The sequence below is a fragment of the Photorhabdus bodei genome, from assembly GCF_003287735.1.
Taxonomy (GTDB): domain Bacteria; phylum Pseudomonadota; class Gammaproteobacteria; order Enterobacterales; family Enterobacteriaceae; genus Photorhabdus; species Photorhabdus kayaii.
Map to the genome: position 1 here is coordinate 1 of NZ_NSCM01000087.1, position 4607 is coordinate 4607.

Sequence of the window (4607 nt, forward strand, 5' to 3'; positions counted from 1 at the left end):
AATATGCCTGGCGGCGATAGCGCGGCGGTCCCACCTGACCCCATGCCGAACTCAGCAGTGAAACGCCGTAGCGCCGATGGTAGTGTGGGGTCTCCCCATGTGAGAGTAGGGAACTGCCAGGCTTTAATTTTTTGCGCCAACAGTGAGTTTGGGCAACCATTGCTGATATGGCTCAGTTGGTAGAGCACACCCTTGGTAAGGGTGAGGTCCCCAGTTCGAATCTGGGTATCAGCACCATGATAACGAATAAAGAATTTGTCTGGCGGCGATAGCGCGGTGGTCCCACCTGACCCCATGCCGAACTCAGCAGTGAAACGCCGTAGCGCCGATGGTAGTGTGGGGTCTCCCCATGTGAGAGTAGGGAACTGCCAGACCTTATTTTGAGACAAAAAGGCCATCCAAAGGGGTGGCCTTTTTGCATTTAACAAAGAACTAACTTAGTTTTCCAACTGTTTTCCACGCCTATAGCTGATAAACTACTTATTAAATAGCTTTATTGAGTGTTGAGTGAATGCTTTCTCTTAAAGAGTTTAATACCTTTGGGTTATCAGCCTATGCTAAACGTTTAGATATAGCTGAATCTGCCGAGTCCTTATTAGCTTTATGGCAGAAAGCCAAAAGCGAAAAACAACCTGCATTACTGCTTGGTGGAGGAAGTAATGTCTTATTTACTGCAAATTTTGAAGGAACTGTGATTCTGAATAGAATTATGGGGATTCAACAGCGGGAGACAGATGAATCATGGCATTTACATGTAGGGGCGGGAGAAAATTGGCACGAATTAGTCTGCCATTCTCTTAAAAATCAAATCTATGGATTAGAGAATTTGGCTTTAATTCCTGGTTGCTCTGGTGCAGCACCAATTCAAAATATTGGTGCATATGGTATTGAATTTAGAGATGTGTGTGAATATGTAGATGTTCTTAATCTAGAAACTGGGGAGCAAACGCGTCTTAGTGTTGGTGAATGTCAGTTTAGATATCGGGATAGTGTTTTTAAGCATAAATATAAAGCAAATTATTCTATTATTTCTGTAGGATTATTGTTGAAGAAGAATTGGCGGCCGATATTGAACTACGGTGATTTAACTAGGCTGTCGAAAGATAATGTAACTCCTCAGCAGATTTTTGATTCAGTATGTGCAATGCGTACCAGTAAATTGCCTGATCCTGCAATAACAGGAAACGCGGGGAGTTTCTTCAAAAACCCAATTGTCAGTGCGGAAGTTGCGGCAAAAATTAAAGAAAATTACCCTGATAGTCCCCAATATCCTTACACGAATGGGATGTTTAAATTAGCGGCAGCTTGGCTCATTGAACGTTGTAATTTAAAAGGTTATCGTATTGGAGGTGCATCTGTGCATCTTAGACAAGCTCTAGTATTGATAAATCAGGAAAATGCTACAGGTAAGGATGTAGTCTTATTGGCTGCTTACATTCGCCGGCAAGTGATAAGTAAGTTTGGTGTATTACTTGAACCTGAGGTTCGTTTTATTGGTTCTAAAGGCGAAATTGATGCTGTGGAATGTATTTCATGAAAGATATAACCGTGCCGTTACAGTTGATTAAGATTTTGTCTGACGGTGAAGTTCATTCTGGTCAACAGTTGGGACAATATTTAGGGATGAGTAGGGCTGGAATTAATAAACATATACAGACAATTCGTGAATGGGGAATTGAACTAGAAACAACTCCTGGCAAGGGTTATAGCCTTATGGCACCTATGCAGCTACTTGATGAGTCTACTATTTTGCAATACTTACCTCAGGATCGTATAACTGTTTTGCCAGTTATTGATTCGACTAATCAGTATTTGCTTGAACGTTTATCTGAATTGAAATCAGGGGATGCTTGTGTTGCAGAGTACCAGTATGCTGGCAGAGGGCGGCGTGGAAGGAAATGGGTTTCGCCCTTTGGTAAAAATCTTTATTTATCTATGTATTGGCACCTTGAGCAAGGACCTGCTGCTGCAATTGGATTGAGTTTGGTTGTTGGCATTGTTATTGCTGAAGTATTGCATCGATTTGGCGCTGATAGAATTAGGGTAAAATGGCCAAATGATTTATATCTTGATGATAAGAAATTAGCGGGAATCTTAGTTGAACTAATAGGAAATACTGGTGATGCTGCTCAGGTTGTAATAGGTGCGGGTATAAATATTTCGATGGATCATAAGGACGAAGAACCTATTAATCAGCAATGGATTAATTTGTTGCAGGAAGGAATTCAAGTTGATCGTAATAAATTGGCTGTAGAAATAATACTTGATCTAAGGAAAGCTCTAATTCAGTTTGAAAATGAAGGTTTGTCTTCATTTGTTTCTCGGTGGTTTGAGTTAGATAATTTTATGGATAGGCCGGTGAAATTAATTATTGGTAGTCAGGAAGTGTATGGTATAGCCAGGGGTATTAATCAGCAAGGTGCTTTGTTACTTGATCAGAATGGTGTCATAACCCCATATATCGGCGGAGAGATTTCTTTAAGAGGTTGTTGAAAATGACCGGAAGAGAAATGTCTTCCGGGTTCGGAGACTATCTTTACTTACGTAGCCTTACGCTTTCAATAGTGTGATTAGTACCTTTTGTCATGATTAGGCTTGCACGTTCTCGAGTTGGTAAAATATTTTGTCGTAAATTCAGTCCATTGATCTCTTGCCAGATATCAGATGCAGTATTTATGGCTTCTTCTTCTGATAGTTTGGAGTAACTGTGGAAATAAGAATCTGGATCGGAAAAGGCACCTTGGCGGAATTTTAAGAAACGACTGATATACCAACTTTTGAGTAATTTTTCTGGTGCATCGACGTAGATAGAAAAGTCGACAAAATCAGAGACAAATACATGGTGTGGATCATGGGGATAATCCATACCGCTTTGTAATACATTCAAACCCTCTAGAATCAAAATGTCTGGTTGTTTAATGAATTTTTGCTCATTTGGTACGATATCATAGGTAAGATGAGAGTATACTGGTGCGGATACTTGTTTAGAGCCCGATTTAATATCAGATACAAATTTCACTAAGCTATGCATATCATATGATTGTGGGAATCCTTTCTTTTTCATCAGTCCACGTTCATTCAGCACGCTGTTAGAATGTAGAAAACCATCTGTAGTAATTAATTCTACGCTTCTGTGTTCAGGCCAACGACTCAGCAGAGCTTGTAATAGACGTGCAGTAGTGCTTTTACCAACAGCAACACTGCCAGCAATTCCTATGATATAAGGGACTTTTTGTCCATCAGTACCTAGAAATTGTTCGAGCACTGCTTGACGACGTAAATTTGAACTAATATAAAAATTGAGCAAGCGAGATAAAGGAAGGTAAATCTCAACAACTTCTTCTAAAGAAATTTCTTCATTAATTCCTTTTAAATCAATTAATTCTTCTTTTGTTAATGTCAGCGGAACTGAATCACGTAAGGTTGCCCATTGTTCACGATTGAATTGCAAATATGGAGTAGCCAAAAAAAGTTCTTTTTTATTCATAAACCAACATCTGCCTGTTTGTGCAGGTTTGACAAGTTGCAATAAACAACCTGTACCCGACAAAAAATAAATCGCATGATATCGACTGATGAGCGGCAGGCGTAGGCTTTTTTATATTTTTAGCGGTTTTTTTTGTAAGAAATGCAGAATTGTAAAAAATTGAGTTGTTTTACTTCTTAATGTTAGTTTCAGCTGTTTGCTTATCATGATGGAAATTTAAATGATTCAAGATAAAGTGGCCTATCAAGTTTTATCGAGCACTTGTAATCGGTTCCTTAGTTGGCAGGCAATTAGATGTTTATTATTTAAGCTAAAGTTATTGAAAAAAACAGCTAATCGAATGAAAGCGAGTGTTTTATAACCGAATAATCAAGGAAAGCAATTTTTTTGTTGCATAGAGCGTTCACACTGCCTAGAATGCGCAGCACTTGATGCCGGCATAGCTCAGTTGGTAGAGCAACTGACTTGTAATCAGTAGGTCCCGAGTTCGATTCTTGGTGCCGGCACCATTAAAAATTTGGAAAGGTGGGGTTCCCGAGCGGCCAAAGGGAGCAGACTGTAAATCTGCCGTCACAGACTTCGAAGGTTCGAATCCTTCCCCCACCACCAAAAAATCAGATTTAATCTTGATATTCTTTTGGTACTTAACTGAAAGCAAAGTATATTGAGATCAACATACAGCTGATTAAAGTCAGGTAGCCGAGTTCAATGCGGGCATCGTATAATGGCTATTACCTCAGCCTTCCAAGCTGATGATGCGGGTTCGATTCCCGCTGCCCGCTCCAAGATGTGCTGATATAGCTCAGTTGGTAGAGCACACCCTTGGTAAGGGTGAGGTCGGCAGTTCGAATCTGCCTATCAGCACCACTTCCTTAGTGTCCTTGTCTCCCGATTTTATTCCTGTAAGCGATATTCAACGAGCAATTGCTTGGTTGATGTGGTGGAACCACCGATTCCGTGTCTTAGAGGGACAATCTAATGTCTAAAGAAAAGTTTGAACGTACAAAACCGCACGTTAACGTTGGTACTATCGGCCACGTTGACCACGGTAAAACTACCCTGACTGCTGCTATCACTACTGTATTGGCTAAAACCTACGGTGGTAATGCTCGTGCATTCG

At 40.3% G+C, this 4607-nt stretch carries 4 protein-coding genes, 5 tRNA genes and 2 rRNA genes; 10 read left to right on the forward strand and 1 reads right to left on the reverse strand.

Annotated features, from left to right (window positions below):
• The first annotated feature begins 6 nt into the window (after window positions 1-6).
• The 5 genes from rrf (CKY02_RS22260) (at window position 7) to birA (ending at window position 2493) form a co-directional block, all read left to right on the forward strand.
• Window positions 7-122: ribosomal RNA gene (rrf, locus tag CKY02_RS22260) — 5S ribosomal RNA — on the forward strand.
• A gap of 39 nt (window positions 123-161) precedes the next feature.
• A tRNA-Thr gene (locus CKY02_RS22265) sits at window positions 162-237 on the forward strand.
• A gap of 21 nt (window positions 238-258) precedes the next feature.
• Window positions 259-374: ribosomal RNA gene (gene rrf / locus CKY02_RS22270) — 5S ribosomal RNA — on the forward strand.
• A 137-nt stretch (window positions 375-511) separates the two neighbouring features.
• Window positions 512-1537 carry a UDP-N-acetylmuramate dehydrogenase gene (gene murB / locus CKY02_RS22275; RefSeq protein ID WP_112896934.1) on the forward strand — a complete coding sequence of 342 codons (1026 nt, stop codon included), beginning with the start codon at window positions 512-514 and terminating at the stop codon, window positions 1535-1537.
• The gene (gene birA / locus CKY02_RS22280; RefSeq protein ID WP_112896935.1) at window positions 1534-2493 is read left to right on the forward strand and encodes a bifunctional biotin--[acetyl-CoA-carboxylase] ligase/biotin operon repressor BirA; all 960 of its coding nucleotides are present in this window, start codon (window positions 1534-1536) and stop codon (window positions 2491-2493) included. The genes murB and birA overlap by 4 nt, the downstream gene beginning before the upstream one ends.
• A 43-nt stretch (window positions 2494-2536) precedes the next feature.
• On the opposite strand, the gene coaA is transcribed toward birA, so the two are convergent.
• Window positions 2537-3487 carry a type I pantothenate kinase gene (gene coaA / locus CKY02_RS22285; protein ID WP_112896936.1) on the reverse strand — a complete coding sequence of 317 codons (951 nt, stop codon included), beginning with the start codon at window positions 3485-3487 and terminating at the stop codon, window positions 2537-2539.
• A gap of 433 nt (window positions 3488-3920) precedes the next feature.
• On the opposite strand from coaA, the gene CKY02_RS22290 reads away from it, so the two are divergent.
• From CKY02_RS22290 to CKY02_RS22310, 5 genes are all read left to right on the forward strand, one after another.
• Window positions 3921-3996, forward strand: a tRNA-Thr gene (locus CKY02_RS22290).
• Window positions 3997-4011: 15 nt separating this feature from the next.
• Window positions 4012-4096 (forward strand) — tRNA-Tyr (locus tag CKY02_RS22295).
• Between the two features lie 101 nt (window positions 4097-4197).
• Window positions 4198-4272: transfer RNA gene (locus tag CKY02_RS22300), tRNA-Gly, on the forward strand.
• 6 nt (window positions 4273-4278) lie between these two features.
• Window positions 4279-4354, forward strand: a tRNA-Thr gene (locus CKY02_RS22305).
• 111 nt (window positions 4355-4465) lie between these two features.
• The coding region (locus CKY02_RS22310) for a GTP-binding protein (protein ID WP_072161945.1) at window positions 4466-4607 on the forward strand (142 nt) is incomplete at its 3' end.

What these genes read in the sequence shown, in the direction of transcription:
- murB (WP_112896934.1), top strand. Translation starts at nt 512, where the DNA reads ATGCTTTCTCTTAAAGAGTTTAATACCTTTGGGTTATCAGCCTATGCT.
- coaA (WP_112896936.1), bottom strand. Translation starts at nt 3,487, where the DNA reads ATGAATAAAAAAGAACTTTTTTTGGCTACTCCATATTTGCAATTCAAT.
- birA (WP_112896935.1), top strand. Translation starts at nt 1,534, where the DNA reads ATGAAAGATATAACCGTGCCGTTACAGTTGATTAAGATTTTGTCTGAC.